The organism is Oerskovia sp. 140933, assembly GCF_059651515.1.
The window spans coordinates 1-23,818 of sequence record NZ_JAMXIO010000027.1 but is presented as its reverse complement, the minus strand read 5'-3'; the positions used below and the strand labels follow the sequence as shown (position 1 = coordinate 23,818).

General features: G+C 73.6%; 23 protein-coding genes. 11 read left to right on the top strand and 12 right to left on the bottom strand.

Translation table 11 applies throughout. The features are described from left to right. Nucleotides 1-55 precede the first annotated feature (55 nt). Nucleotides 56-661: a DUF2238 domain-containing protein gene (locus NHG27_RS13995; RefSeq protein WP_497016694.1), complete on the top strand. Its 606-nt coding sequence runs from the start codon at nucleotides 56-58 to the stop codon at nucleotides 659-661. Beyond that, nucleotides 658-1,452, top strand: coding sequence for a glycosyltransferase family 2 protein (locus NHG27_RS13990; RefSeq protein ID WP_497016693.1), 795 nt, complete (start codon nucleotides 658-660; stop codon nucleotides 1,450-1,452). Before NHG27_RS13995 ends, NHG27_RS13990 begins: the two co-directional genes overlap by 4 nt. Here the strand turns inward: NHG27_RS13990 and NHG27_RS13985 are convergent. The 3 genes from NHG27_RS13985 to NHG27_RS13975 all read right to left on the bottom strand — a co-directional run bounded on the left by NHG27_RS13985 (nucleotide 1,364) and on the right by NHG27_RS13975 (nucleotide 4,293). Beyond that, a complete protein-coding gene (locus tag NHG27_RS13985; protein WP_497016692.1) occupies nucleotides 1,364-1,897 on the bottom strand; it encodes a hypothetical protein in 534 nt (177 codons plus the stop codon). The genes NHG27_RS13990 and NHG27_RS13985 overlap by 89 nt on opposite strands. Further along, nucleotides 1,894-3,120: a zinc-dependent alcohol dehydrogenase gene (locus NHG27_RS13980; protein ID WP_497016691.1), complete on the bottom strand. Its 1,227-nt coding sequence runs from the start codon at nucleotides 3,118-3,120 to the stop codon at nucleotides 1,894-1,896. The genes NHG27_RS13985 and NHG27_RS13980 overlap by 4 nt, the downstream gene beginning before the upstream one ends. A 66-nt stretch (nucleotides 3,121-3,186) precedes the next feature. Continuing rightward, entirely contained in the window at nucleotides 3,187-4,293 is a 1,107-nt protein-coding gene (locus tag NHG27_RS13975) for a YihY/virulence factor BrkB family protein (RefSeq protein ID WP_497016690.1), read from the bottom strand. A 365-nt stretch (nucleotides 4,294-4,658) separates the two neighbouring features. Here NHG27_RS13975 and NHG27_RS13970 point away from each other — a divergent pair, with 365 nt between their 5' ends. Then, nucleotides 4,659-5,393 (top strand): PAS and ANTAR domain-containing protein, encoded by a 735-nt coding sequence (locus NHG27_RS13970; protein WP_497016689.1) that lies wholly within the window; start codon nucleotides 4,659-4,661, stop codon nucleotides 5,391-5,393. 34 nt (nucleotides 5,394-5,427) lie between these two features. Here NHG27_RS13970 and surE read toward each other — a convergent pair whose 3' ends face one another. Together surE and NHG27_RS13960 are read right to left on the bottom strand one after the other, a co-directional pair. Beyond that, entirely contained in the window at nucleotides 5,428-6,186 is a 759-nt protein-coding gene (gene surE, locus NHG27_RS13965) for a 5'/3'-nucleotidase SurE (protein ID WP_193720306.1), read from the bottom strand. A gap of 30 nt (nucleotides 6,187-6,216) precedes the next feature. Further along, a complete protein-coding gene (locus tag NHG27_RS13960; RefSeq protein WP_497016688.1) occupies nucleotides 6,217-7,161 on the bottom strand; it encodes a 1-phosphofructokinase family hexose kinase in 945 nt (314 codons plus the stop codon). A gap of 200 nt (nucleotides 7,162-7,361) precedes the next feature. On the opposite strand from NHG27_RS13960, the gene NHG27_RS13955 reads away from it, so the two are divergent. Then, on the top strand, nucleotides 7,362-8,132 hold the full coding sequence (locus NHG27_RS13955) for a thioesterase family protein (protein ID WP_497016687.1): 771 nt from the start codon (nucleotides 7,362-7,364) through the stop codon (nucleotides 8,130-8,132). A 70-nt stretch (nucleotides 8,133-8,202) separates the two neighbouring features. Further along, nucleotides 8,203-8,760, top strand: coding sequence for a GrpB family protein (locus NHG27_RS13950; RefSeq protein ID WP_497016686.1), 558 nt, complete (start codon nucleotides 8,203-8,205; stop codon nucleotides 8,758-8,760). 96 nt (nucleotides 8,761-8,856) lie between these two features. On the opposite strand, the gene NHG27_RS13945 is transcribed toward NHG27_RS13950, so the two are convergent. The 4 genes from NHG27_RS13945 to NHG27_RS13930 form a co-directional block, all read right to left on the bottom strand. Beyond that, a complete protein-coding gene (locus NHG27_RS13945) occupies nucleotides 8,857-9,696 on the bottom strand; it encodes an ABC transporter permease (RefSeq protein WP_497016685.1) in 840 nt (279 codons plus the stop codon). After that, nucleotides 9,693-10,514, bottom strand: a complete 822-nt coding sequence (locus NHG27_RS13940; protein ID WP_497016684.1) for an ABC transporter ATP-binding protein — start codon at nucleotides 10,512-10,514, stop codon at nucleotides 9,693-9,695. The genes NHG27_RS13945 and NHG27_RS13940 overlap by 4 nt, the downstream gene beginning before the upstream one ends. A gap of 113 nt (nucleotides 10,515-10,627) precedes the next feature. Further along, nucleotides 10,628-11,476 carry a DUF4097 family beta strand repeat-containing protein gene (locus NHG27_RS13935; RefSeq protein WP_497016683.1) on the bottom strand — a complete coding sequence of 283 codons (849 nt, stop codon included), beginning with the start codon at nucleotides 11,474-11,476 and terminating at the stop codon, nucleotides 10,628-10,630. Between the two features lie 77 nt (nucleotides 11,477-11,553). Then, nucleotides 11,554-12,078: a YlcI/YnfO family protein gene (locus NHG27_RS13930; RefSeq protein ID WP_497016682.1), complete on the bottom strand. Its 525-nt coding sequence runs from the start codon at nucleotides 12,076-12,078 to the stop codon at nucleotides 11,554-11,556. Nucleotides 12,079-12,314: 236 nt separating this feature from the next. Here NHG27_RS13930 and NHG27_RS13925 point away from each other — a divergent pair, with 236 nt between their 5' ends. Further along, nucleotides 12,315-14,564, top strand: coding sequence for a winged helix-turn-helix domain-containing protein (locus NHG27_RS13925; protein ID WP_497016681.1), 2,250 nt, complete (start codon nucleotides 12,315-12,317; stop codon nucleotides 14,562-14,564). A gap of 4 nt (nucleotides 14,565-14,568) precedes the next feature. Here the strand turns inward: NHG27_RS13925 and NHG27_RS13920 are convergent, their stop codons facing one another. Then, nucleotides 14,569-14,889 (bottom strand): carboxymuconolactone decarboxylase family protein, encoded by a 321-nt coding sequence (locus NHG27_RS13920; RefSeq protein ID WP_193720315.1) that lies wholly within the window; start codon nucleotides 14,887-14,889, stop codon nucleotides 14,569-14,571. A gap of 308 nt (nucleotides 14,890-15,197) precedes the next feature. Between NHG27_RS13920 and NHG27_RS13915 the strand changes: the two genes are divergently transcribed. The 3 genes from NHG27_RS13915 to NHG27_RS13905 are packed head-to-tail and all read left to right on the top strand — an operon-like array spanning nucleotide 15,198 to nucleotide 16,375. Next, on the top strand, nucleotides 15,198-15,647 hold the full coding sequence (locus NHG27_RS13915) for a DUF6325 family protein (protein ID WP_193720316.1): 450 nt from the start codon (nucleotides 15,198-15,200) through the stop codon (nucleotides 15,645-15,647). A gap of 27 nt (nucleotides 15,648-15,674) precedes the next feature. Beyond that, nucleotides 15,675-15,965, top strand: coding sequence for an SHOCT domain-containing protein (locus NHG27_RS13910; protein ID WP_497016680.1), 291 nt, complete (start codon nucleotides 15,675-15,677; stop codon nucleotides 15,963-15,965). 26 nt (nucleotides 15,966-15,991) lie between these two features. After that, nucleotides 15,992-16,375, top strand: a complete 384-nt coding sequence (locus tag NHG27_RS13905; RefSeq protein ID WP_193720318.1) for an SHOCT domain-containing protein — start codon at nucleotides 15,992-15,994, stop codon at nucleotides 16,373-16,375. Between the two features lie 57 nt (nucleotides 16,376-16,432). On the opposite strand, the gene NHG27_RS13900 is transcribed toward NHG27_RS13905, so the two are convergent. Continuing rightward, complete coding sequence (locus tag NHG27_RS13900; RefSeq protein WP_497016679.1) at nucleotides 16,433-19,570, bottom strand: bifunctional [glutamine synthetase] adenylyltransferase/[glutamine synthetase]-adenylyl-L-tyrosine phosphorylase; 3,138 nt, start codon at nucleotides 19,568-19,570, stop codon at nucleotides 16,433-16,435. A 37-nt stretch (nucleotides 19,571-19,607) separates the two neighbouring features. Continuing rightward, nucleotides 19,608-20,945, bottom strand: coding sequence for a glutamine synthetase family protein (locus tag NHG27_RS13895; RefSeq protein ID WP_193720320.1), 1,338 nt, complete (start codon nucleotides 20,943-20,945; stop codon nucleotides 19,608-19,610). Between the two features lie 141 nt (nucleotides 20,946-21,086). Between NHG27_RS13895 and NHG27_RS13890 the strand changes: the two genes are divergently transcribed. Then, nucleotides 21,087-22,817 (top strand): NAD+ synthase, encoded by a 1,731-nt coding sequence (locus NHG27_RS13890; RefSeq protein WP_497016678.1) that lies wholly within the window; start codon nucleotides 21,087-21,089, stop codon nucleotides 22,815-22,817. A gap of 111 nt (nucleotides 22,818-22,928) precedes the next feature. Next, the gene (gene panB / locus NHG27_RS13885) at nucleotides 22,929-23,771 is read left to right on the top strand and encodes a 3-methyl-2-oxobutanoate hydroxymethyltransferase (RefSeq protein ID WP_497016677.1); all 843 of its coding nucleotides are present in this window, start codon (nucleotides 22,929-22,931) and stop codon (nucleotides 23,769-23,771) included. The last annotated feature ends 47 nt before the right edge of the window (nucleotides 23,772-23,818 follow it).

Genomic DNA, 23,818 nt, shown 5'->3' with positions numbered 1-23,818 from the left:
GGGTGCTCGCGGTCGACGCCGCGCGAGCCTCCACGCACATCGCTAGATTTGCTCGGTGAACACCACCTCGTCGTTGCGCGGATCGACCACGACGACCGTCGTCGGTGACGTGGTGCGCGTGCTGGCGGGCCTCGCGATCCCGGTCGGCGGTGCGCTCTACGGACCGGTGGCGGTCGCCCTGCTCTCGCTCGTCCTGCTCGGGACCGTGCTCCCTCGCGCCGTCGGCCTCCAGGGCGTGGTCGATCCGCTGGTCGGGCTCGTCCTGAGCGTCGCCGCCTGGATCGCGCTGCTCGACCTCTACGCCCGGGTCTCCTGGCTCGACCTGGTGATGCACCTGCTGGCGACGGCCGCCCTGACGGTGCTCGCCTACGCGGTCCTGGTCTTCCTGGGATGCCTGCCGACCCCCGGCCCCCTCCTCGCGGGGTCGGACGCCGGTGCCCGTGCGGCCGGCCCGACCCTGCGTCGTCCCCGGACCGGTGCCGTGGTCACCGCCACGGCCCTCGGCGTGCTGCTGGCGCTGCTCTGGGAGGTCGGCGAGTGGGCGGGGGCACGGTACGTGGACCCCTCGATCGACGTCGGATACCTCGATACGCTGGGCGATCTCGTGGCCGGTGGGATCGGGGCGTTCGTGGCCGGTCTCCTCCTGGTGAGACGCTCATGAGCGTGCGTGGCGCCACGGGCGAGCTGTCGTTGACCGTCGTCATCCCCGTGAAGGACGACGCGCGGCACCTGGAACGGTGCCTCGAGGCACTCGCTCAGCAGGTTCGCCTCCCCGACGAGGTCGTCGTGGTCGACAACGCGTCGACCGACGACAGCGCCGCCGTGGCGCGCCACGCAGGTGCCCAGGTGCTCCACGAGCCCGCTCCGGGCATCCCGGCAGCCGCCTCGACCGGCTACGACGCTGTACGGGGCGGGGTGATCGTGCGCTGCGACGCCGACACCGTCCCGCCGCCGGACTGGCTGCGGCGGGTGCACGCGGCGTTCGAGCGCGACCCTGAGCTCGTCGCGCTCACGGGTCCCGGCGCGTTCTACGACCTCCCCGCTGCCCGTGCGTGCCTCGCGCGCACGTTCTACATGGGCGGGTACTTCTGGGGCATGCGGGCCGCGATCGCGAACGTTCCCCTGTGGGGCTCGAACATGGCGCTCCGGGTCAGCGCCTGGGAGGGCGTCCGCGACCGGGTGCACCGCGACGACCCCCTGGTGCACGACGACGCAGACCTCAGCTTCGCGCTGGGGAGCACGGCGCGGGTGCGCTTCGACCGTCGGCTCGTCGTCGGGGTCTCGGGCCGGACGTTCGAGTCGCGCGCCTCGTTGAGGCGTCGCTTCCGGTGGGCCTGGCGCACGCTCGCGGTGAACTGGTCGGTCAGTCCTCCCTGGGACCGGTGGGCCGCGCGCCTCGCCTCCGGAAGACGCCCCCGTGCAGCACGTCCAACAGCTCGGAGAGAGTCGTGAACTGCTGGAAGGCGCGCTCGACCAGCCCGTCGAGCTCCGTCAGCCGCTCCGGCGAGAACCCGAGCTGCGGCCCCAGCGCACGCAGGGTCTGCCAGCCGCTCGCCTTGCCCGTGATCGCACCGCGGAGCAGCTCGACCTCGAGCAGAGCGCTCAGCGGAGACGTCGAGCGGACGCGTCCGTTGAGCTTGAGTCGTCCGACGCGCTCGGCCACGGATGCTCCGAGCACCTTGTAGGTCCGCACGGGGATCTCCAGACGCTGCAGGCACGCGATCAGCCAGTCCCGTTCCTCCTGGAGCTGGGCCACGAGCGGCGTGACGGTCGCCCCCACGACCGTCCCGTCGTAGACCGTCGCCATGCGCCGCACCCGCTGGACACCGACCGTCGCACCAGCGACGTGGTCGTTGAGGTAGATCGCAAGGAGGTGCGTGTCGAGCCCGTCCGTCATGAGCCGGCCTCCTTCTGCTCCTGCGCGGAGCGCCGCACCGTGGGATCCAGGACGACCTTGATGCAGCCGTCCGTCTTCTTCTGGAAGAGGTCGTAACCGCGCGGCGCGTCCTCGAGGGAGAGTCGGTGCGTGCGCAGGTCCAGGACGCCCAGGGGATCGCGCGGGTCCGACACCAGGGGCAGCAGGTCGTCGACCCACCGCCGGACGTTCGCCTGTCCCATGCGCAGCGTGATCTGCTTGTCGAAGAGCTCCATGAGAGGCAGCGGGTCCTTGGCCCCGCCGTACACGCCCGAGATCGACAGGGTCCCGCCGCGACGCACGAGCGAGATCGCGGTGAGCAGGGCGGCCAGCCGGTCGACGCCCACCCGCTCGTTGATCGCCCCCGCGACGGCATCCGGCAGGACGCCTGCGGCCCGCTGCGCGAGCGCCGCCCCCGGTGAGCCGTGCGCCTCCATCCCGACGGCGTCGATCACGCCGTCGGCGCCGCGGCCGCCGGTCAGCTCACGCACGGCCCCGGCGACGTCGTCCACGACCGACACGTCGACGACCTCGATGCCGTGCCGCCTCGCCATGGCCAACCGCTCGGGCACGAGGTCCAGCCCGATGACCTGCCCGGCACCCCGGTGACGTGCGACCCGGGCCGCCATCTGGCCGATCGGCCCGAGCCCTACCACCGCGACGGTCCCTCCCGGTGGCACCGCCGTGTACTCGACGGCCTGCCACGCCGTGGGCAGCACGTCCGAGAGGTACAGGTACCGCTCGTCCGGTCCGCCGTCCGGCACGACGACCGGGCCGTAGTGCGCCTGCGGCACGCGCAGGTACTCGGCCTGGCCGCCCGGGACCTGCCCGTAGAGCCTCGTGTACCCGAAGAGCGCCGCACCCTTGTCCTGGGACCGCACCTGCGTGGTCTCGCACTGCGACTGCATTCCGTGGGTGCACATCCAGCAGGTACCGCACGCGATCCCGAACGGGATCACCACACGGTCGCCCACCTTGAGCCGGGTGGCATGCGCACCGACCTCCTCGACGACGCCCATGGTCTCGTGTCCCAGGACGTCCCCGGGGTCGAGGTACATCCCCAGCACCGAGTACAGATGGAGGTCGGATCCGCAGATCGCGCTCGACGTGACCCGGACGATCGCGTCGGTCGCTTCCTGGATCCGTGGGTCGGGGACGTCCTCGACCGACACCTTCTCCCTGCCCTGCCAGGTCAGTGCTCGCATGTCCTCGTCCTCTCGCTCGCGGTCGTCGTGCGCTGGTAGCTCACCGTCGGTGCCACTGCCGGGCGGTCAGGTCCTCGGCCGGTCCCCGCCCGGGGCCTCGTCGTGCCGGCCTCCACCGTCCTCCGACGACCGCTGGGCTGCCGTCCGGATCTCCCGCCCCCGCTCGACGTCCTGCTGGAGCTTCTGCCGACGCTTCTCGCTCGCCCGCGTGTCGCGGGGCGGGAGCTGGATCGTCTCCTCGGCCGGGATGCCTCCCTGCAGCTCGCGTGCCCGCTCGAGCTCCGCGTCCAGCTCGGCACCGAAGAGCAGGGCGAGGTTCGTGATCCACAGCCACAGCAGGAACACGATGACCCCGGCCAGGGCCCCGTAGGTCGAGTCGTAGGAGGAGAACGTCGCGACGTAGAACCCGAACCCGACCGACGCGAGGATCCACACGAGGATCGCGACGACGGCGCCCACGCTCAGCCACCGGAAGCGCGGCTGCCGCACGTTGGGAGTCGAGTGGTAGAGCACCGCGACGATGAGGACGACCAGGAGCAGGACCACGGGCCACTTGGCGATGTTCCAGGCCGTGAGCGCTGCGGACCCCAGCCCGATCGCGTCCCCGATCGCGCGGGCCACGGGACCGGACAGGACCAGCGCTACGACGACCAGGACCGCCATGAGCACCACCGCTGCGGTCACGAGCAGCATCACCGGACGCAGCTTCCAGACCGGGCGGCCCTCCTCGACCTCGTAGATGCGGTTCATCGCCCGGCCGAACGCCCCGACGTACCCGGAGGCCGACCAGAGCGCGACGACCACGCCGACGACGAGCGCCAGACCGGCCTTGTCGCTCCCGCCCGCGATCTGCTCGACCAGCGGCTCGAGGGTGGTCATCGCGTCGGCGGGCACGACCGAGGCCGCGATGTCCAGCACCTGGTCGACGATCTTCTCGCTGTCCCCCACCAGACCGAGCAGCGACAGGACCGCCAGGAGGGCCGGTGCGGAGGCCAGCACCGCGTAGTAGGTCAGGCCGGCGGCCAGGTCGAGGCACTGGTCTCGCGAGAACTGCCGGGCCGTCGTGAGCGCGGCGTGCTTCCACGACCGGCCCCGAAGGTCCGTCGGGGAGTCCGGCTTGCGCGGGTCGTCGGGTGCCGGCTCGGGGCGCTGGCTGCGGGGGGACGTGTCCATGGGGATCCTCCTCGCGGTCGGCCCGACCCTGCCGGTCCGCGATGGTGACAGACGAAGGACGTGAGCCCTTCGCGCATCGGTCACCGGGAGGACAGGTCGAGCGGCGCGGTGCACCTGGGCTCCCGGTCGGCCACTTCCTGACCTCCTTCGAACCTAGGCGGCAGTGCACCGCACTCGCCACCGGAGCGGCCGGCGCGCACCCCACGGGTCGCGCCCGGCCCGGTCGCCCCAGGCCACCCGAGGCAGGCGGACGTGACGTACCCCTCAGAGGACCTGCCCAGCGAGAGAAGTCCGCGAGCCGCAGGTACGGTCGGCGAGTCAGGCGGCAGCCTCACGCTTCCTTCCCCCCAAGGAGACGCCCCGTCATGTCGATCGACGACCGCACCCCCGCACCGCACCGCACCGCCACGGCCCGCACGACCGGCCGGGCCTCCACCGTCTCCCCCGCTGCCTCCCCGGAACGCTCTGAAGGCTCCCGTGGCACCGGCCAGTGGCGCCACGACCTGACGAGCGAACGCTGGTGGTGGTCCGTCGAGACCTTCCGCATCCACGGGTTCGAGCCGCACGAGGTCGTGCCCACCACGAACCTCGTCCTGGCGCACAAGCACCCCCAGGACCGTGAGCGCGTCCGCCGGCTCCTGGAGTCGGCCACGGTGTCCGGCCGCCCGTTCCACAGCACGCACCGCATCATGGACGCGCGCGGGGAGGAGCGGGTCGTCGTGATGGTCGGGCAGGGGCGGCGCGACCCGCAGTCGGGCGAGGTCGTCGAGCTCATGGGTTACGTCGTCGACGCGACCGCGCCGGTCGCCGAGCGCGCAGCCGGCCTCGCGGACGGCCACCTCCGGGCGGCCTTCGCCCACCGGGGCGCGATCGACCAGGCCAAGGGGATCGTGTCGGCGACCCACGGTGTGACGATCGACGAGGCGTTCGCTCTCCTGCGCAGCACCTCGAACACCCACAACGTGCCGGTCCGTACCCTTGCCGCCCATCTCGTTCGGCTCGGCGACGACCGCCCCGCGGACGAGCGGCGGACCCTCGTCGACGAGTACCTCCACGACCCCGGGCGCGCGACGGGCGAGGTGTCCGCCGTGCACGGCTGACCGGAGCCGTCCGTCGCGCCAGGCCGGGCCGAGGTCACGGCACGGGCAGGTCCGGGACCTCGAGGCTCGCGTCGGCGTACGGCGCGAGCAGCAGCGTCGCGGTCGCCCACCCCCGGGTCAGGAGCCCGGTGTCCGAGTCCGGCTCGGAGTGCCGCTCGGTGCCGGAGTACTGCAGCGTCAGGTTCCGGTCGTCGTCCTCGTGGATGCGCGCCTGCACCAGGCCGAACGTCGCGAGCGGCGCCTGGCGCAGCCCCTTGAGCCGGTCGGGCTCGCAGTCGGGCACGTTGACGTTCAGGACCCGTCGGCCCATCGGGGTGCGCCCCACCCACTCGACGACGTGGTCCGTGACGAGGCGCGCGGTCTCCCAGTGCCTCGGCTCGGCCGCGTCCATGGAGACGGCGATCGACGCGATGCCGTGGGTCGTCGCGGACAGCGCGGCCCCCACCGTCCCGGAGTGCAGGATCGCGTTGCCCGTGTTCGCCCCCTTGTTCACCCCGGACAGGACCAGGTCGGGCTTGCCGCCGAACCCGCCGTAGGCCGCGACGAAGGCGATGAGCGCGGGGGCGGCCCGGACCGCGAGCGACGTTACGCCGTCGGGCAGTCCCGGAGCCTGTCGCGGCTCGACCGCGAGCCGACCGTCCTGCTCGGCCCCCAGGAGCGACGCGCTCGCGCCCGAGGACTCCCGTGCGGGCGCGGCGACGACGACCTCGTACCCCGCGTCGAGCGCGGCGCCGGCGAGCACCGCCAGGCCCGGGGAGTCGATCCCGTCGTCGTTGGTGATGAGTGCACGCATGATGGCTGGCCTCCTGTGCCGGTCGATCCGTCAGTCGGTCTCGCGCACCGTGACGCGGTGCGCGAACCGTTCGATCTGGTCGCGGTGGCCCGTGCCCAGGCCGCGCCGGGTCACGTTGAGGGCCCCCGCGGCGGCCCCGAGCCGGACGGCGTCGGGCAGGTCCAGGCCCCGGGCGAGCCCGACGGCGATCCCCGCCGTCATCGAGTCGCCCGCCCCGCGATGGTCCACGGTCGTGACGGACGGGCTCTGCACCGTGTAGCTGTGCTCGCGCGTGATCAGCAGCGAGGGCGCCTCGGCACGCGAGACGATCACGGCGCGCGGGCCGGCGGCGAGCATCTCGTCGACCGCGGCACGCAGCGCCTTCTCGCTGTCGTCGGACGAGAAGCCTCCTTCGACCATCTCCTCGTGGCTGATCTTCAGCACGGCGCCGGGCTCCTGCGCGACCGCGCGCGCCTGCGCGCCCGACAGGTCCGCGACGACCTGACGTTCGGACGCGTGCAGGTCACGGGTGAGGCGGCCGAAGAAGTCCGGCAGGACGCCCACCGCGGTGCTCGAGCCGGTGAGGATGGTGACCGCGGCGTCGAGGGCCGAGACCAGCACGGTGCCGTAGAGGTCGTCCACCTCGTGCCGGTTCAGGGGGAACGGGTCCATCGCGACCACCTCGGTGCGCTCGCCGCTGCGCCGGTCGTGGACGTAGGCGCCGTTGGCTCCCGTCGACGTCACTCGCAGGTCGAGGTGCTCGGCGCGCGCCAGGTGCGCGGCGACCGTCCCCGTCTCGCCGCCGAACGGGCCGCACACGATCGCGTGCGCTCCCAGGGAGTACGCCATGCGCGCGAGCCACAGCCCCTGCCCTCCCGGGTGCACGTGCACCTCGGGCGACGTCTCGTGCGGCCCGGCGGGCTCGATCTCGATCGCCAGGAGCGGGGTGAGCGCGAGCACGCACACGGTCGGGTCGTGGGACTCTTCGTCGGCCATCGGTCGAGCCTAGGACGGGCCGTCCGGGGCCACCCGTCGAGGGGCACGGTCGCCCTGTGGGGCCCGTCACACCCACCGCAGCCTGCCGTGGGGCTCCCCGGGAGACGCGTCGGTCGCGGCCGGCGAGCCGCACGGGGTGGTAGGAAGGACGCCACGACCGCGCGCACCCGCTCGGGGCAGGGCCGACCACGAGGAGATCCATGGCGTACTTCCGTCGCACCGGCGCGACGACGTTCGACCCGACCGAGCACGTCGGAGGCGCCTGGCGCACCGACGAGCAGCACGTCGCGCCGTCGCTGGGCCTGCTCGCCCACGTCGTCGAGACGGACCGCGCCGCCCGGGGGCGCGACGACCTCGCACCGACCCGGCTGTCCTACGACATCTGGGGCCCCTACCCCCTCCTCGCGCTGGACGCCCGGGTCCGGGTGCTGCGCCCGGGCCGCACCGTCGAGCTGGTCGAGGCCGAGCTGCTGTGCGACGGCCGCTGCGTGATCACCCTGCGGGCCTGGCTCACCCGGACCTCCGACACCGCCTCGCTCGCCGGAGGCGCTCCCGGACCGCTCGCCGGACCGGGGGCGACGCCGCCCTGGGACCCGGCGACCGTGTGGCCCGGAGGATTCATCGAGTCCATCGAGGTCCGCCGCAGCCTGGTCGAACCCGGCCGCGCCACGGTCTGGGTCCGCACCGACCACGGTCTCGTCGAGGGAGAGGACGTCGGTGCGCTCGCCCGCGCGGCCGGCCTGCTGGACGCCGCGAACGGCATGTCGGTCCGCGCGCACCCCCGTGAGGTCGCGTTCCCGAACGTCGACCTCACGGCGCACCTGCACCGTGCGCCGGGCGGTGGCTGGCTCGGTCTCGACACGACCGTCACGTTCGGCCCCACCGGGGCGGGCCTGACCCGGAGCACCCTCCACGACGAGCAGGGATCGATCGGCGCCCTCGCGCAGTCCCTCGTCGTCCGCCCCGCATGAGGCGGAACGGGGCGCACGCGTGAGCTGCGACGGTGCGCGACCGGACCGGCCGACGCGCGATACTCGGGGCATGCCCGACGCAGAGCTGGTCGGCGGCCCCGAGCACCGCGAGATCGTGGTCGTCGACCCCGACCCGGCGTGGCCCGCGATGTTCGAGGCCGAGCGCGAGCGCGTGCGGGCCGCCCTGGGGCCGCGGGCCAGGCGCGTCGACCACGTCGGCTCGACGTCGGTGCCGGGCCTGGCGGCGAAGCCGGTCATCGACGTCGACCTGAGCGTCGACGACGTCGAGGACGAGGACTCCTACCTCCCCGCGCTCCTTGCCGCGGGCTACGAGCTGCGGGTCCGGCAGCCCGGCCACCGCATGGTCCGGACCCCGTCGCTCGACGTCCAGGTCCACGTCTGCTCGGTCGGGAGCGACTGGGAACGACGGCACCTGCTCTTCCGCGACCGGCTCCGGCACGACGACGCCGATCGCGAGGCGTACGGGACGCTCAAGCGACGGCTCGCGTCGCGGACGTGGCCGGACGTGAACGCCTACGCCGACGCCAAGAGCGGGCTGATCGCCCGGATCACCGCGCAGGCCGAGGCGTGGGCCGCCGCGACCGGATGGTGCGTGGAGGACGCCTGACAGCGCGAAGGACCCCCGGCGCCCGGCCCTCGCGGCCCGGACGGACCCGGAGGTCCTTCACGCTCCCGCCCGTCGCCGAGCAGGGGCAGGTGCGTCTCAGAGGCGACGCTCGCGGCGGAACAGCGCCCGCGCCCAGACGTAGCCCGCGACGCCGATCACGACGCACCAGGCCACGGCCTGCACGACCGTGGACCCGTCGAGCCCGGCCCCTCCCCCGAGCAGCCCGCGCACGGTGTCGATGACGGGCGTGAACGGCTGGTGCTCGGCGAACCAGCGCACGGCGGTCGGCATGGTCTCGACGGGCACGAACCCGCTGCCGAGGAACGGCAGGAGCAGCAGGATCATGGGGGTGTTGCTCGCGGTCTCGACGCTGCGCGCGTTGAGCCCCATGGCGACGCACAGCCAGTTCAGGCAGATCCCGAGCAGGACGAGCAGGCCGGCCAGCGCGAGCCAGTCGAGAGCGTCCGCCCCGGGACGGTAGCCCATGGCGATCGCGGCGCCCAGCACGAGGACCACCGCGATCATGGCCTGCACGGCGAACCCGAGGACGTGCCCCGAGAGGATGGACCCCGGCGAGATCGCCATGGTCTTGAACCGCGACATGATCCCGCTCGCGGCGTCCATCGCGGCGCTCACCGCGACCGACGTCGCTCCCCCGACGACCGTGATGACCAGGAGCGTCGGGGTGATGTAGTCCAGGTAGGCGGCTCGCCCGTCGGCACCGGGGGTGATCCCGGGGGCCACGCCGGCGCCGAAGGCACCGCCGAAGACGTAGACGAACAGCAGCAGCATGACCATCGGTCCGCCGACGAGGAAGACCGTCAGGCCCGGGTAGCGCACCGCGCGCAGCAGGCTGCGGCGCAGCATGGTCAGGACGTCGGCGACAGGACGGGGCCGTGCCGTGGTGGTGGGGGCGGTGGTGGCGATGGTGGTCATCGGACGTTCTCCTTGTCCTGTGTCGGACCGGCGGGGGCGGCGTCGGTGCCGGCCTCGTCGTCGGTGGGCGGCTCGGTGAGGGCCAGGAAGACCTCGTCGAGCGAGCCCGCGTCGTGCACGGACTTGAGCTCGGCAGGCGTGCCCTCGGCGACGATGCGCCCGTCGTGGAGGACGGCGACCGAGTCGGCGAGCCGGTCGGCCTCCTCGAGGTACTGGGTGGTGAGCAGGATCGTGGTGCCGCGCTCGACGAGCGCACGCACCTCGTCCCACAGGGTGCGGCGGCTCCGCGGGTCGAGGCCCGTCGTCGGCTCGTCGAGGAACACGACCGACGGCGTGCCGACGAGCGTCATCGCGAGGTCGAGCTTGCGCTTCATGCCGCCCGAGTAGGTCGCGACGGGCTTGCCCGCGGCCTCGGCCAGCCCGAACTGCTCGAGCAGCTCGGTCGCCCGACGACGGCCGGCTGCCTTGCCGAGGTGGTTGAGGTCGGCCATGAGCCGCAGGTTCTCGGTGCCCGTGAGCAGCTCGTCGACCGCGGTGATCTGCCCCGTGACGCCGATCGACGCTCGGACGGCGTCCGGTGCGCGGGCGACGTCGTGGCCTGCGACGCGGACCGTGCCGGCGTCGGCGGCGAGCAGGGTCGACAGGACCCCGACGGTCGTCGTCTTGCCCGAGCCGTTGGGGCCGAGCAGCGCGGTGATCGTCCCTGCGGGGACGACGAGGTCGACCCCGTCGAGCACGAGCTGCGTGCCGGACTTCGAGCGGTAGGACTTGCGCAGGCCGGCGACCTCGATCGCAGGTCCGCGGACTGAGGTGGTCATGAGCTTCTCCTTCGACGGTGATGGACGAACGGGTGGGGCGAGCGGCGTCGGGCGGGGCGCGAGACGTCGGTGGGACCGTCCTTGCCGGGCTGCCTGGTGCAGGACCGGCTCGGTCAGGCGTGCGGGCGGCGAACGACGACGTCGCCGTAGCTGGTGCTGGCGCGCACCTCGACCGTCAGGTCGCTCTCGTCGGGGCCCGCGGCGTCCTCCAGGAGGTTGCGGACCTCGCCGTGCTGCGAGCCTGCGTCGAGCCACGCGGCGGTTCCCTCGGGGACACCGACCTCGATCGAGCCGTAGGAGCTGGCGAGCGTCAGGCTCCCGCTGGCGGCCTGCTCGACCCGGATGTTGCCGTGCGCGCACCGGACGACGGTCTCGCCCAGCGACCGGCCGATCGAGATCTCGCCGTGCGCACCGTTGACCTGCAGCCTCGTGGAGGTCCGTCCGATCTCGGTCGTGCCGTTGGGGACCTTGACGACCGCGTCGCCGTCGACCTCGCGGATGCGCAGGCCGCCGGCGGAGACCACGGCGCTGGTCGGGCCTGCGGCGCGGCCGACCGTGAGGGAGCCGGCCGAGACCTTGATGTCGAGCCGGTCGACGTCGTCGAGACGGGCGTTGCCGCCGTTGAGGTTCAGGTCGACCGACCCGAGCCTGCCCTCGGCGTACAGGGACCCGGCCTTGCCGCGCAGGTCCGACCCGGCGGGGAGCTCGATGGTGACCTTCGCGCCGCCGGAGGCGAACGGCAGGACGTACTGCTTCCAGGAGTTGGGGTAGACGATCGTGATCGCGTCGCCGTCGCGCTCGACGCGCGTCTCCTCGGCGGCCTTGACCGAGCCGGACTTGCCGGGGTCGGCCGGCAGGACGGTCACGACGACGTCGTCCCGGTCCCCGGCGACGACGTACAGGTTGCCGAAGGGGACGTCGACGAGGACCGGGACGGGGGTGGGGGCGGCGAAAGTGGGCATGACGGATCCTCCGGAGGGGTGAGCGTGTCCGCCCCGTGGTGGCGGGGCGCGGGGAAGTGGTGGTGTCAGGCGGTGCGTCAGCGCACCCAGCCGGTCACGCGACCGTTCGCGCTGGGGGTCCGGGCGGTGGTGCGGGTCGTGCTGCGGGACGGGGCGGCGGGGGCGAGCGCGGCGGCCACCGCGCGCACGAGCCAGGTGTTGACGGACACGCCCTCGCGGGCGGCCGCTTCCTCGACCTGGGCCTTGAGCTGGTCGGGCAGGCGGAGCGTCGTGCGGGACGTGCTGACGTCGTCGGGGTCGAGGGCCGCGGGGCGGGCGGGTTCGACGATGGCGGGAGCGGCGTCCTCGAAGGCCGAGGCGGGCGCGGGCGTCACGACGAACTCGGGGTCACGTCCTCGGAGCCGGACGTCGACCGCGCCCGGTGCGAGCTCGGCCGTGATCTCGGTGGCCGCGGTCGACAGGGCCTCGAGCAGGACGAGCCGGACCGCGGCGTCGAGCGGTGCCGAGAGCCGGTCGGCGAGCTCTCGCGCCTCGTCCCCGCCTGTGGCGGCTGCGGTGGCGAGCTGGTGCTGCAGCTCGTCGACGTATCTCGTGAGTTCCATGACGCCACTATGACACCACTCGTGGTGTCATAGCAAGAGGTTTGGTGTCAGTTCTTTGACGACGTGGTGTCACGGTGTTGCCGGCAGGCGACGACGGGGGTCAGATTCCTAGGAAATACCCCCTCACGTGGAAGGCGTCGTCGGTGCCGAGTCCGTGCAAGCACCATGCCCGCCTGGCCCGCGTGCCAGCTCCGGGTTGCCGGGCGCGGGGCCTGGCCTCGCCCTATCGTGGAGACGTGATCGAGGAGCCGAGGGCGGCGCCGGCGACCGCGGAGCTCGACCGGCTGCTCCTCGACGCCAAGCTCGCAGCGCCCCGGTCCGGCGCGCCGGTCGTGAGCCGTGCCCACCTGATCGACGCGGCGCGCGCGAGCGGTCGGCGGGTCGTCGGGATCACGGCTCCCCCGGGCTACGGCAAGACCACGCTGCTCGCCGAGTGGGCCGAGCGCGACCCTCGCCCCGTCGTCTGGATCACGCTCGACCGGTTCGACGACGACCCGCCCGTCCTCCTGTCGGTGCTGACCGAGGCCCTCGCCCGCCAGGGTCTCGGCGGACCGGACCTCGACGGACGGACGACAGCCCCGCACCCGTCGCTGCTCGGACGGGCCGCCCCGCGCCTGGCCTCGGTCCTGAGGGCCGCCCCGACCCCGTTCGTGCTGGTGCTCGACGACCTGCACGAGCTGCGGTCCCCCGCGTGCCACGACGTGCTCGGGGTCGTGGTCGCCGGGATCCCCGACGGGTCGCAGCTCGTCGCCGCGAGCCGCGACGCGCAGCCCCACCTCGCGAGGCTGCGCGCCGCGGACGAGACCGTCGAGCTCGGGGCGCTCGACCTCGCCCTCGACGTCGAGGGCACCGCGCACGTGTTCGCCGCCACCGACGTGCCCATCGCCCCGGCCGTCGCGGCAGCCGTCACGGCCCGGACCGAGGGGTGGCCCGTCGGGGTGCACCTCGCGGCCCTGGTCGCCCGCGACGAAGGGGCCGACGCCGCGTCCCTCACGGGCACCGACCCCTGCGTCGCGGACTACCTGCAGCGCGAGGCGCTCCGTCGGCTCCCCGACGAGACCCGGCGGTTCCTGCGCCGCACCGCGGTCCTCGACGACCTCACGGCTCCCCTGTGCGACGCGGTGCTGGGCGAGACCTCCTCGCTGCGGCACCTGCGCGACCTCGAGTCCGCGCACCTGTTCCTCGTCCCGCTGGACCGGCACCGCCGCTGGTTCCGCTATCACGCCCTGTTCCGCGAGCTCCTGCTCGACGAGCTCCTGACCACCGAGCCGGACCTCGCCGACACCCTGCGCGGCCGGGCCGCCGACTGGTACGAGGCCCACGGGGCACCGGCCCGCGCCGTGGAGCAGCTCCTCGCGACGGGCGGACGCGACCGAGCCGCCCGGCTCGTGGCCCGCGTCGTGGTGCCCCTCGTCCAGGCCGGGCAGATCTCGACCGTCGACCGCTGGCTCGGCCTCCTGGGCGACGGCACGATCCGCAGCCACCCGCCCCTCGCGGTGCTCGCCGGGTACGTCGCGGTCTACGAGGGGCACGCCGCGGCCGCCGAGCGCTGGGGGGCGGTCGCGGACGCGGCGTCGTCCGAGAGCGGGCCCACCGAGGGCGCGGCCGCGTTCGCCCCGGCCCGTGCAGCGTTCCGGGCCCTGCGCTGCCCGGACGGTCCGCAGCGGATGCTCGACGACGCCCGTCTGGCCCTCGACTCCGAGCCTGGGTGGGGACCGTGGCGCGGCACGGCCCTCGTGCTGAGCGGGGACGCGCACCGCCTGGCCGGCGACGACGTGTCGGCCGCCCGCGACCTCGAGCTCTGCGTCGAGGCCGCGGACGCCCTGCAGGACGCGGACACCCTGGTGCACGCGCAGGCGCAGCTCGCGGACCTCGACATGGACCACGGCCGGTGGGACAGCGCCGAGCAGCGCGTCCGGCAGGCGCTCGCGACGATCGAGGCCCACCGCACGGAGGACTACCCGACGAGCGCCCTGGGGTACGCCGCGGCCGCCCGTCTGGCCCTCCACACCCACGACCACGCACGGACCGTCGACCTCCTCACGCGGGGGATGCGCGCCAGGACGTTCAGCACGTACGCGTTCCCGACGCTCGCGGTGCGCGTGCGCCTCCGGCTCGCGCGCACGAGCTGGGCCACGGCCGACGTCGCAGCCGTCCGCCACCTCCTGCGAGAGATCGACGACGTCCTGCTGCGCCGTCCGGCGCTCGGCGTGCTGGTCGACGAGGTCGCGGACCTGCGCAAGTCCTTCGACGCGGCCGGGCACGCGACCGCGTCGACCAGCCCCGGCCCGCCCCTGACCCCGGCAGAGCTGCGGCTCCTGCCCTACCTCCAGACGCACCTGACGATCCGGGAGATCGGCGAGCGGCTCTTCGTGTCGCGCAACACCGCCAGCTCGGAGATCGGTTCGATCTACCGCAAGCTCGGCGTCTCGAGCCGGAGCGCGGCCGTGGAGCGCGCCGTCGACAGAGGACTGCTGGGCTCGTGACCCCTCACCCGGGCTCGCGTGCGTCGAACGGGTCGTAACCCAGGGCGAGGGCGAGCTTGGGTGCCGCGGCGACCACGGCCGGCAGCCCGACGATCGGGATGGTCGCCGCGAGGACGTCGACGATCTCCGCGGTCGTCGCCCCCGCCGTCACGGCCTCGTCGACCTCGCTGCCGTAGGTCGGCTCGGCCCCGCCCACGGCGACGAGAGCAGCGAGCCGGATCAGGGCGACGGTCCGGGGCTCGAGCACGGTCGACTCGAGCTCCAGGTCCTCCTCGAGCCGGGAGTCGTTGATCGCGAAGCGTCGAAGTCGGTCGGTGTAGTCCACGGTCTGGCCATCCTGTCGCCCGGGTCACGTCCTCCCATTGCCGCACGCGGCCCGACCACCCACATCACGCCGATCACATGATCCGTGTCCGCCCCGGTCGTCGCCGGGCGTCCTGCGACGACCGGGGCCTCCGGCCGGACGAGGACGCGCCGGCCCGGCGGCCCCGGGTTCATGCGGTCTGCATGACGACGCCGACGCGCGGTTCGTCGGATGCTGGCAGGAGCGCGGGACGACACGTGCGCCCTCCCTCCGCCGGCTCCGGACGTCCGGGCGGCGGGGAGGGGCCCCGGAGGAGAGGACCGAGACCCATGACCCAGGACCCGAACGACGCCCAGGACACCGGCCCCATCGACTACCTCGTCGTGGAGTTCACGTCCGACGCGATGACGGGAGAGGCCTTCCCCCTGCTCGTCGACCTCGTCGACCGCGGGATCGTCCGCGTCCTCGACCTGCTCGTGCTGCGCAAGGAGGACGACGGGACCGTGACGGGCCTCGAGCTCGACGAGCTCGCCGACGGCTCGACGGGGCTCGAGATCTTCTCGGGAGCCCAGTCGGGACTCCTGGGGCACGAGGACCTCGCCGAGGCCGCGGAGGCCGTCGAGCCGGGCAGGACGGCCGCCGTGCTCGTGTACGAGAACGTCTGGGCGGCACCGTTCGCCTCGGCCCTGCGGCGTGGCGGTGCCCAGCTCGTCGCGAGCGGGCGGATCCCGGTGCAGGCGGTCCTCGCAGCGCTCGACGCCGCCGAGACGACCAGCTGACGACCCGTCCGACCGAGAGGAAGCACCATGGGACTCATCCGAGGAGTCGCACGCACCGCCGTCGTCGCCGGCACGGCGACCGCCGTCTCCAACCGCGTCTCCCGCCGGCAGGCCGGACGCTGGGCCGCCCAGGAGGAGCCGCCGCCCCAGCAGGCGCCCCAGCCGACGTACGCGGCACCGCCCCCGGCGCCCGCACCGGCCCCGACCGGCATGGACGCCAAGATCGCCCAGCTCACGCAGCTCGGCACGCTGCGCGACCAGGGAGTGCTGAGCCCTGCCGAGTTCGAGGCGCAGAAGGCTCAGATCCTCGCCGGTTGACCGGCCCCACCTGAGGAGGAGTTCGCATGGACAGCTTCATGGACTGGTTCTGGCTGATGGTCTGGTGGTTCTTCTTCTTCATGTACCTGATGATCCTGTTCCGGATCCTCGCCGACCTCTTCCGCGACCACGAGCTGAGCGGCTGGTGGAAGGCGCTGTGGATCGTCGCCCTCGTCGTCTTCCCGTTCGTGTCCGCGCTGGTCTACGTCATCGCCCGGGGCCGTGGGATGGCCGAGCGCCAGATGCAGGACATGTCCCAGGCCAAGGCGCAGACCGACGCCTACATCAGGGACGTCTCCGGCTCGCAGTCCTCGGCAGCGACCCAGATCGCCGATGCCAAGGCCCTGCTCGACTCCGGGGTGATCGACCAGGACGAGTTCGCGACGCTCAAGGCGAAGGCCCTGGCCTGAGCGCCCGGACCTGCCGGTCCCTGGCGACCGGCAGGTCCGGGGCGTCGGCGCGACGCCTCAGTCCTCGCCGTAGAACACCCGCTCCATGACGGCCCGCGCGCGCCGCGCGGTGCGCAGGTAGCGTTCCTCGAGCTGGGCCCCCGACTCCTCGTCCCCGATCACCCGGGCGAGGCCGGTCAGCGCCCGGATCTCGTGGGGCAGCACGTCGGCCGACGGGCCGCCGGTGCGCCCCGACCAGAGCACGAGCGCGCTGCGCAACCACGACGCGAGGTGCCACGACTCCCCCAGGGTCGCTGCGTCGTCGGGCGTCACCAGGCCCGCGTCCGCGGCGGCCTCCAGGGCGTTGATCGTCGAGGTCGTGCGCAGGCCCGCGACCTCGTGCGCGTGCTGGAGCTGGAGGAGCTGGACGGTCCACTCGACGTCGGAGACCCCGCCCCGGCCGAGCTTGAGGTGCCGCGACGGGTCGACGCCGCGCGGCAGCCGCTCCGACTCGACGCGCGCCTTGATGCGTCGCACCTCGCGCACGGCCGCCGGGTCGAGCCCGCCCGACGGGTAGCGCAACGGGTCGACCAGGGCCACGAACCGTTCGCCCAGCCCAGGGTCCCCCGCAGCCGGACGGGCCCGCAGCAGCGCCTGGGACTCCCACACGGCGGACCAGCGGTCGTAGTACTCGGCGTACGACGCGAACGAGCGCACGAGCGGGCCGCTGCGTCCCTCGGGGCGCAGGTCGGCGTCGACGGGCAGCCCGGGCTCGGGCCCCATGTCGCCCAGCAGCGAGCGCAGCCGGGTCGCGACGACGAGCGCGAACGCCTGGGCCTCGCGGTCGCTCGCGCCCTCCGTGGGCTCGTGCACGAACATGACGTCCGCGTCCGAGCCGTAGCCCATCTCCCGCCCGCCGAGGCGCCCCATCGCGATGATCGCGCACCGGGCCGGGTCCTCGTCGGGGCCCGCGACGCCCAGCTCCTGGCGCGCGACGAACTGCGCCACGCGCAGCCCACCCACGAGCGTCACGTCGGCCGCGTCCGAGATGGCCCGCGCGGCGTCGACAGGGCTCACGACCCGCAGGATCTCCGCAGCCCCCGTGCGGGCGAGCTCGCGGCGGCGCACGGCCCGCAGCGCGGTCGCCGCAGGGACCGCGACCTCGGCGCGCGTCAGGATCGCGTCGGCCTCCTTCGTGAGGCGTCCGGCCCCGCGCGGCAGCAGGTCCGCGTCGTCGGCGAGCCAGGCCACGGACTCGGGCGAGCGCGAGAGCGCGTCGGCCATGTACCGCGAGCTCGAGAGCAGCGTCGCGAGACGGTACGCGGCCGACCCCGAGTCCCGCAGCAGCTTGAGGTACCAGTGCGTCGAGCCGAGCTCCTCGGACAGCTTGCGGAAGTTCAGCAGCCCCGCGTCCGGGTCGGCGCCCTCGGCGAACCACCCGAGCATCACGGGCAGGAGCTGGCGCTGGATCGCGGCCCGCCGGCTCACCCCTTCGGTGAGCGCGACGACGTGGCGCAGCGCGCCCGCGGGGTCGCGGTAGCCGATCGCCTGGAAGCGCGCCTTGGCGGCCTCCGGGGCCAGGCTCGCCTCCTCGGCGGAGAGCTGGGCGGTGGCCGGCAGCAGCGGCCGGTAGAAGAGCTCCTCGTGCAGCGCACGCACCTCGCGGCGCGTCGCACGCCAGCGCTCGAGCAGGCCGTCGGCGCCCTCGGCGCGCATGCCCACCGACCGGGCCAGACGGCGCAGGTCGTCCTCGCCCGTCGGCATCAGGTGGGTGCGGCGCAGCCGGAAGAGCTGGATGCGGTGCTCGAGCGAGCGCAGGAACCGGTAGCAGACCGCGAGACGCGCCGCGTGCTCGCGCCCCACGTACCCGCCCGCCGCCAGGGCCGCGAGCGCCGTGAGCGTGCTGGGGCTGCGGATCGTGTCGTCGGCGCGCCCGTGCACGAGCTGCAGGAGCTGGACCGTGAACTCGACGTCGCGCAACCCGCCCTTGCCGAGCTTGAGCTGGCGGTCGGCCTCCGCGGCGGGCACGTGGTCCTCGACGCGGCGGCGCATCGCCTGGGAGTCCTCGACGAAGTTCTCGCGCGTCACGGCCGACCACACGAACGGGTTGATCGCGTCGTGGTAGGCCGCGCCGAGCTCGTGGTCGCCCGCGACCAGGCGCGCCTTGAGCAGCGCCTGGAACTCCCACGTCTTGGCCCAGCGCTCGTAGTACGCGACGTGGCTCGCGAGCGTGCGCACGAGCGGTCCGTTCCTGCCCTCGGGGCGCAGCGCGGCGTCGACGGGCCACAGCGGCGGCTCCGACGACGTCCCCTGGCACGCGCGCGCGAGGCCCGTCGCGAGGCGCGCGCCGACGGTCGTCGCGTACTCCTCGTCGAAGCCCTCGGCGGGCTCGGCCACGTAGACCACGTCGACGTCCGAGACGTAGTTCAGCTCGCGCCCCCCGCACTTGCCCATGCCGATGACCGCGAGCCGGACCCCCGCCCCGTGGTCGTCGAGCTCGCAGCGCGCGATCGCGAGCGCGGCCTCGAGCGCCGCTGCCGCGAGGTCCGCGAGCGCCGCCGCGACGGCAGGCATCCGTGTGAGCGGCTCGGTCGACGTGAGGTCGGTCGCGGCGATCCGCAGCAGCCGGGCACGGTAGGCGCGCCGCATGGCGTCCGTCGCGGCCGGCGCGGGCAGGGCCGCGACGGGCTGGTGGGCGTCGGGGTCGGCCTCGACGGCGCGCAGCAGCTCGGCCCGGACGGCCCCCGCGTCGACGCCCGTGCCCGCCGTGGGGTCCGCGACGACGGCCAGCAGGTCCGGGTGGGACACCAGCTCGTCGCCGAGCGCGACCGAGGCGCCGAGCACCGCGAGCAGGCGGTCCCGACCCGACGGGACCGACGGGTCGGCAGGCTCGGTCGCGTCCCCGGTCCCCGGGGCGCTCGTGAGCACCTCGCGGAACGCCCGGCACAGGCCCTCGTCCCCGCCGACCGCGGTCGAGAGCCGCGCGAGCTGGAGCAGCGCCAGGTCCGGGTCGGCGGTCGCGCCGAGCGCGACCAGCACGTCCTCGGGCAGGGGGCCCACGACGGCCCCGAGGTCCTTGTCGTCGAGCAGCGACGCCGAGCGGGTGACGTCGGTGAACCCGAGCCTGCGCAGTCGCGAGGTCACCGTGGGGCGGCGCGAACCGCCCGGCGAGCCGACGCTGCCCGGGCGCGCGACGCCGTCGGGCCCCGCGGTCACGACGACCACCGGGACCCGACGGACCGGGGCGAGTGCCTCACAGGACCTGGAGGAACCGCTTCAGCTCGAACGGCGTGACCTGCGAGCGGTACGCGTCCCACTCCTGCCGCTTGTTGCGCAGCACGAAGTCGAACACGTGCTCGCCCAGGGTCTCGGCGACGAGCTCGGACGTCTCCATGATCTGGATCGCGGCGTCGAGCGACTGCGGCAGCGGCTTGATGCCGAGCGCACGACGCTCGGCGTCGGTGAGCTCCCACACGTCGTCCTCGGTCTCCTCGGGCAGCTCGTAGCCCTCCTCGATGCCCTTGAGCCCTGCCGCGAGGATGACGGCGTACGCCAGGTACGGGTTGGTCGCGGAGTCGAGGGCGCGGTACTCGATGCGGCTCGAGTTGCCCTTGCCCGGCTTGTACATGGGCACGCGCACGAGCGCCGAACGGTTGTTGTGACCCCAGCACACGTAGCTCGGGGCCTCGGCCCCGCCCCACAGGCGCTTGTACGAGTTCACGTACTGGTTCGTGATCGCGGTGATCTCCGCGGCGTGCACCAGCAGGCCCGCGATGAACGAGCGCGCGGTCTTCGACAGCTCGAACTGCGCGCCGGGCTCGTGGAACGCGTTGCGGTCGCCCTCGAACAGCGACAGGTGCGTGTGCATCCCGGACCCCGGCTGGTCCGCCATGGGCTTGGGCATGAACGACGCGAAGACCCCCTGCTCCAGGGCGACCTCCTTGACGACCGTGCGGAACGTCATGAGGTTGTCTGCCGTGGTCAGGGCGTCGGCGTAGCGCAGGTCGATCTCGTTCTGGCCGGGGCCGGCCTCGTGGTGGGAGAACTCCACCGAGATGCCCATCGACTCGAGCATCGTGATCGCCGCGCGGCGGAAGTCGTGCGTCGATCCCCGCGCCAGGTGGTCGAAGTACCCGCCCTGGTCCACCGGGACGAGCGGCGACGACGCGTCGGCCGGGTGGTTGAAGAGGTAGAACTCGACCTCGGGGTGCGTGTAGAACGTGAACCCCTTGTCGCTCGCCTTGGCGAGCGCGCGCTTGAGCACGTTGCGCGAGTCCGCGAGCGAGGGCTCGCCGTCCGGCGTGAGGATGTCGCAGAACATCCTCGCGGTCCCGTGCCGCTCCCCGCGCCACGGGAGCACCTGGAACGTGGTGGGGTCGGGGCGCGCGATCATGTCGGCCTCGTACACGCGCGTGAGGCCCTCGATCGAGCTGCCGTCGAAGCCGATGCCCTCCGCGAACGCGGACTCGAGCTCCGCGGGGGCCACGGCGACCGACTTGAGCATCCCCAGCACGTCGGTGAACCAGAGACGGATGAAGCGGATGTCGCGCTCCTCGACCGTGCGGAGCACGAACTCCTGCTGCCTGTCCATGGGCTACATCCTGCCTGAAGAGTGTGACGAGCGGGTTACGTCGCGTCCGGACGCGGACGGCGTGTCCCCAGCGTCCCACGACCTGCGCAGCTCGGGGTGCGGATGGGCACCTGACCGGCGGGTTCGCATAGGCTGACGGGTATGGCAGACCTGCGGATCGCCCTCGCACAGATCGACACGTGCGTCGGAGCGATCGACCAGAACACGGCGGCGGTCCTCGAGTGGACCCGGCGGGCGGCCGCCGAGGGCGCCGACCTCGTGGCGTTCCCCGAGATGACGCTCACGGGCTACCCGGTCGAGGACCTCGCGCTGCGCGCGTCGTTCCGTCGCGCGGCCTGGGACGCGGCCGCCGACGTCGCAGCCCAGCTCGAGCGCGAGGGGCTGGGCCACGTGACGGTCGTCCTGGGCACCGTGGGCACGTCCGAGAGCGCGCTCCCCGAGGGCGCGGAGGGGGCCGAGCGCGAGGTGTCGGGCGCTCCCGCCGACCTCCCGACCAACCGTGCGGTCGTGATCCAGCACGGGAAGGTCGTCGCGTCCTACGACAAGCACCACCTGCCGAACTACGGCGTGTTCGACGAGTTCCGCATCTTCGCCCCCGGCACCGAGCCCCTGGTGCTGGAGATCGCGGGCCGCTCCGTCGGCATCGTGATCTGCGAGGACATCTGGCAGGACGGCGGGCCCGTCACCACGCTCGGCGGCCTGGACGAGGCCGGGCACGGGCTCGACCTGCTGCTCGTCCTCAACGGGTCGCCCTACGAGGAGGGCAAGGGGCACGTGCGCACCGAGCTCGCGGCCCGGCGCGCACGCGAGACGAGCGCACCGGTCGCGTACGTCAACATGGTGGGCGGCCAGGACGACCTGGTGTTCGACGGCGGGTCGTTCGTGGTCGCGCCCGACGGCGCGCTGCTCACCTCGTCGCCGCAGTTCGTCGAGGACCTGCTGCTGTGGGACCTGCCCGAGCGCGACCCCGCCACGGGCGAGGTCCCCTACCCCGCGGGCCGCACCGCTGCACCGCTGCACCCCGACGAGGAGGTGTACCGGGCGTGCGTCACTGGCCTGGCCGGGTACGTGCGCAAGAACGGCTTCCGGTCGATCGTCCTGGGCGTCTCGGGCGGGATCGACTCGGCGCTGTCCGCGACGATCGCGGCCGACGCGATCGGCGGGCAGAACGTCGTCGGCGTCTCGATGCCCTCGACCTACTCCTCGGAGCACAGCCTGGACGACGCCGCCGACCTCGCCAAGCGCCTCGGCGCCGACTACCGCGTGCAGCCCATCGCCCCCATGGTCGAGGCGTTCCAGGGCGAGCTCGCGCTCGAGGGCGTCGCCGAGGAGAACCTGCAGGCGCGGGTCCGCGGCGTGGTCCTCATGGCGATCTCCAACCGTGAGGGTCACCTCGTCATCGCGCCGGGCAACAAGTCCGAGCTCGCGGTCGGGTACGCGACCATCTACGACGCTGGCAGCATCGGCGGGTTCGCGCCGCTCAAGGACGTCGACAAGTCGCGCGTGTGGGCCCTCGCCCGCTGGCGCAACAACGCCGCGCTCGACGCGGGCGAGATCCCCCCGATCCCCGAGTCGTCGATCACCAAGCCGCCCTCGGCCGAGCTGCGCCCCGGACAGACCGACCAGGACTCGCTGCCGCCCTACGACCTGCTCGACGAGGTCCTCGACGCGTACATCGAGCACGCCGAGGGGCGCGCCGAGCTGCTCGCACGCGGGTTCGACCCCGAGGTCGTGGACAAGGTCGTGACCCTGGTGGACCGCGCCGAGTGGAAGCGCCGCCAGTACCCGCTCGGCCCCAAGGTCACGTCGCTCGCGTTCGGCCGCGACCGCCGCCTGCCCGTCACGTCCCGCTGGCGCGAGCCCGTCGAGTAGCCCGACGGCTCACCCGGTCCGCCGCCGAGACGGCCGGCGCCACCCCGCACCGCATCCCGAACGACCGGCCCCCGACCACCGGCGGGCCGTACGACCTGGAGAGACGAGAGCATGTCCGCACACACCCAGCCCGGCCAGACCCCGGCCTCGCCCGTCAAGCGCTTCCGCGTCCACCACCTCGCGGAGGCCAAGGCGCGCCACGAGAAGCTCACGATGCTCACCGCGTACGACGCGATCACGGCCCGCATCTTCGACGAGGCAGGCATCGACATGCTCCTCGTCGGCGACTCGATCGGGAACACCATGCACGGGCACCGGACCACGCTGCCCGTCACGGTCGACGACATGATCCCCGCCGCACGCGGTGTCGCGCGCGCCGCCCAGCGCGCGCTCGTGATCGTGGACCTGCCATTCGGCTCGTACGAGGCCGGGCCCGAGCAGGCGCTCGCCACGGGCGTGCGCATCATGAAGGAGACGGGTGCGCACGCGGTCAAGCTCGAGGGCGGGCGCCGCTCGGCCGCGCAGATCCGTGCGCTGACCGACGCGGGCATCCCCGTCGTCGCGCACCTGGGCTTCACGCCCCAGTCGGAGAACATCCTGGGCGGGCCGCGCGTGCAGGGCCGCGGGGACGACGCCGCCGAGCGCCTGTGCGAGGACGCCGTCGCCGTGACCGACGCGGGCGCCGTGGCCGTGGTCCTCGAGATGGTCCCGGTCGAGGTCGCCGCGCGCGTCACCGAGGTCGTGCGCATCCCGACCATCGGCATCGGCGCCGGCCCCGAGTGCGACGGCCAGGTGCTCGTCTGGACCGACCTCGCGGGGATGACCGAGTGGTCGCCGCGCTTCGCGAAGCGGTTCGCGGAGATCGGCGCGGCCCTGGGCCGTGCCGCGCAGGACTACGCGGCCGAGGTCAAGGGCGGTTCGTTCCCGGACGCCGCGCACAGCTTCGAGAAGTAGCCCTCCCCTGCCCGACGGCGTCGCTCACCCAGGGTGCTCCTGTGCAC